We start from the raw sequence: 3,968 nt of genomic DNA, 5'->3' as shown, positions 1-3,968 counted from the left end.
GTGTGGCTGATCTTCCTCTCAGAACAGCTATGGATCATCGCCTTGGTGAGCCTTTACCTCACCAACTAGCTAATCCAACGCAGGCTCATCGTACAGCGACTGCCTAAGCAACCTTTGACCCGAAGGTGTCATGCGGTATTAGCAGTCGTTTCCAACTGTTGTCCCCCACTGTACGGCAGATTCCTACGCGTTACTCACCCGTCCGCCACTAGCCAGAAGACAGATAACAGAAGACTGAGGACAGTAGTCGAATCGCACTCTGCGATAAATTAATTTAAATATCTAAATTTAAAATAATCCATGCAGCTTGCTGCATTCAACCTTCTGTACCCTGTCATCTGTATTCTGTCTTCCGAACCCGTTCGACTTGCATGTGTTAAGCATACCACCAGCGTTCAATCTGAGCCAGGATCAAACTCTTCAGTTTAAATCCTTAGATCATCAATTCCTGCAAAAAAACAAGAACTAACAATCCGCAAAAATTTTTGCTCAAAGTATTTAAGTATCTACATTTTATATCTCTTTAAACATCTTGAAAACCTTGCTACCAAGGCATTCTCACGAACATTCTCGCCAAGAACGAGGTGCCATTATACACACCAATTCTCACCCCGCAACACCTTTTTTCATCTTTTTTAACTTTTACAGCTTTTTATTGAGTTTTGACTGAAAAGCGACCTGAAAAGCAGCTGATGCGATGATTATTCAACCAACTCTACAGTTCTATCTAAGGCGATACGTTTCGTTGTCTTTCGATCAAAAGCATGAAGATGCTCTTTTTTAACATGTAAATGTACAGCTTGACCAATATCACCTTGCCAGTAACCATCAATTCTAACTGTGATTTTTGCGTCACTATTTTGCACACAACCATAAATAAGGGTCTCGCCACCGAGGTGTTCAACCATATCGACAATAACACTAAGGTCAATATCGTCATTTAGCTCTTTTAATACGATGTGCTCTGGACGAATACCAATAATAATTTCACGACCTGAATGATTATCTTCTTTTAATAATAAAGGTAACACACCACCATCATCCAATATGATGCCTTGCTCAGTGATTTTAGCATTTAGGAAATTCATTGCTGGCGCACCAATAAAGCCTGCGACAAATGTGCTTTGTGGTTTTTGATAAATTTCTTTAGGTGTTGCAAACTGTTCTATATAGCCGTTGTTTAGCACCACAATACGATCTGCCATCGTCATCGCTTCAACTTGATCATGCGTCACATATAAACTGGTAATCCCTAGTCGCTGCTGTAGACGTTTAATCTCTAACCGCATTTCAACTCTTAGCTTGGCATCAAGATTAGATAACGGCTCGTCAAATAAAAACAACTTTGGATTACGGATAATCGCGCGCCCCATTGCCACACGCTGGCGTTGACCACCTGATAGCGCACCAGGCTTGCGATCAAGCAAATGATCAATTTTTAAAAGCTTGGCAATTTCTTCAACTCGTTTGTGGATTTCTGCTTTGGCTGTCTTTCTTACTTTTAACCCATACGCAATATTATTAAAAACACTCATATGTGGATAAAGCGCATAATTTTGAAATACCATCGCAATATCACGATCTTTTGGCTCTTTATGTGTAATGTCATTACCACACAAGCTGATTTTGCCTGAAGTTGTATTCTCAAGTCCTGCAACCATTCTTAGTAAAGTTGACTTACCACAACCTGATTCACCAACAATCACAATAAACTCACCGGATTCAATCGCTAAATTAATATCGTGTAAAACTTCCGTCTTACCATAAGATTTGATGACATTCTCTAATACTAAATAACTCATAATGCTCTACTTATTTTATTTATCTTAATTTACTTATCTGTTTCCATTAAGCCTTTGACAAACCAACGCTGCATAATCACAACAATCAATACCGGAATAATCGTTGCCAACATAACCTCTGCCATAATGAAATTCCAATTAGGGATTTGCCCTAGCGTATCTGCAATCTGCATCAGCCCCATGACGATCGTATGCAAGCTTTGATCACTTGATGTAATAATTAGTGGCCATAAAAATTGATTCCAACCATAAATAAATATCACGATAAACAAGGCGACAATATTGGTTTTAGATAGTGGCAGCACAACATCAATAAAAAAGCGCACAGGACCGGCACCATCAATAGCAGCTGCTTCTGCGTATTGTCGTGGGATCGTCATAAAAAACTGGCGAAACATAAAGGTGGCTGTGGCTGAAGCAATCAATGGCAAGGTCAGGCCAGCAAAAGTATTGAGCATCCCCAAGTTGATCACAATGTCATAAGTTGGCACGATACGCACCTCCACTGGCAACATTAATGTCAAAAAAATCGCCCAGAAGAATAGCATCTTAAACCTAAAGTTAAAATAAACCACAGCATATGCTGATATCAACGCTAAAATAATCTTACCAACAGCAATTGCAAGTGCCATCAAGAAGCTGTTCCATAATAGCAATAATGCCGGTGGGATATTATATTGACTACTTCCAACTAAAGCCGTTTGATAGTTTGTCGCAAAGTCATGCCCTGGCAACATCGGAATCACTTGCGTTGCTGAATTTAAGGTCTCAATCGATTGAGTTGATGTAACAAATGCAACATAAATAGGCAACAACATAATGACAATGCCTAGTATTAATAGTGCGTGCGTCATAAATGTCAGCACAGGACGTCTTTCTACCATCATGCGTAATGCACCTTCTTTTCTATATATTTAAATTGGATCACCGACAAGATGATAATAATCAGCATCAATATTACCGATTGCGCTGATGAGCTGCCAATTTGCTGTCCAATAAAGCCTGTGGCATAAACGTTATACACCAAGATATTGGTTGAATCCGCCGGACCTCCTTGCGTCATCGTCGCAATAATACCGAAGGTATCAAAAAACGCATACACCAGATTGATTGTTAATAAGAAGAATGTCGTTGGTGAAATCAATGGAAAAGTAATCTGCCAAAAGCGTCTGATGGGACCCGCACCATCAATAGCTGCTGCTTCAAGCATCGATTTAGGCACCGCTGCCAATCCCGCTAGAAAGAAGATAAAGTTATAGCTGACCTGCTGCCATGAAGCGCCAAAGATGGTAACCATCAAGGCTTGCGTGCCATTACTATAATAATTCCAATCAACCCCAAAATGCGCCAATACCCAAGTCACAACACCCACAGCTGGATTAAACAAAAAACCCCATAACACGCCAGTTACAGCAGTTGCCACGGCATATGGCCACAAAATAAAAGTCTTGTAGATCTTGGCGCCGCGTATAACTCGCATGACAAGAACTGCAAACAATAACCCAAGCCCCATCGCCAAAAATGTCACTGCGACTGAAAAAATCGCAGTCGTAATAAATGACTGCAAGTAACTACTGTCACTTAATAAAGCCCAATAATTCTCAAACCCAACAAAATGAGACACCGTACCCCAGAAATTGCTGCTATAAAAAGAACTGATAATGCTTTGAATTGCCGGGTAGATAAAAAACAGCAGCGTAATCACCAGTTGTGGCAATATCAATAAATAAGGCAACCATCCTGCCTTATAAAATCCTCGATGATGCATAAACTAAACCTTATTTTGTCTGTAGAACTGATTGATTAACTTATTCCCCTTATCCACTGCATCCTCAAGTGCGTCATCGACACTTTGCTGATTAGAGAAAATACGTTCAAGCATCGAGTCATTTTCCTGACGAATCAACGGGAAATTACCCAGTCTAATGCCTAAAGTATAAGGTTTAGGTGGCGCGTTATTTAAAGATTCAACAGCGATCAATGCATTAGGGTCTTTCTTATAATATCCCTCTTTTTGCATGAGCTCATAAGCTGACTTAGTGGTGCGACTGGCATGGTCAGTATCTAGCGGGTGGAATTCCCGTCACGACCTTGGGAATAGGAACGTGTAGACGAAGGCAAGGGTGTCGGAAGAAACTCTCTCTTGCTCCCTCAAAGAGGATAAAC

Annotated in this window: 4 protein-coding genes and 1 rRNA gene; all 5 read right to left on the bottom strand. The window is 40.5% G+C overall.

All coding sequences use genetic code 11. The annotated features are described in order from the left end of the window. Positions 1-427: ribosomal RNA gene (locus DNJ75_RS14370) — 16S ribosomal RNA — on the bottom strand; the annotation flags it as partial. A 274-nt stretch (positions 428-701) separates the two neighbouring features. Beyond that, positions 702-1,802, bottom strand: a complete 1,101-nt coding sequence (locus DNJ75_RS14365; protein ID WP_117004128.1) for an ABC transporter ATP-binding protein — start codon at positions 1,800-1,802, stop codon at positions 702-704. 29 nt (positions 1,803-1,831) lie between these two features. Then, complete coding sequence (gene ugpE / locus DNJ75_RS14360) at positions 1,832-2,689, bottom strand: sn-glycerol-3-phosphate ABC transporter permease UgpE (RefSeq protein WP_117004127.1); 858 nt, start codon at positions 2,687-2,689, stop codon at positions 1,832-1,834. Beyond that, positions 2,686-3,570: a sn-glycerol-3-phosphate ABC transporter permease UgpA gene (gene ugpA / locus DNJ75_RS14355; protein WP_117004126.1), complete on the bottom strand. Its 885-nt coding sequence runs from the start codon at positions 3,568-3,570 to the stop codon at positions 2,686-2,688. The genes ugpE and ugpA overlap by 4 nt, the downstream gene beginning before the upstream one ends. Before the next feature lie 3 nt (positions 3,571-3,573). Next, positions 3,574-3,822, bottom strand: a complete 249-nt coding sequence (locus DNJ75_RS14350; protein WP_117004125.1) for a hypothetical protein — start codon at positions 3,820-3,822, stop codon at positions 3,574-3,576. Between the last annotated feature and the right edge of the window lie 146 nt (positions 3,823-3,968).

It is taken from the genome of Cysteiniphilum litorale, assembly GCF_003428165.1.
Taxonomy (GTDB): Bacteria; Pseudomonadota; Gammaproteobacteria; order Francisellales; family Francisellaceae; genus Caedibacter; species Caedibacter litoralis.
This window is presented reverse-complemented; position numbering and strand designations above follow the sequence as displayed.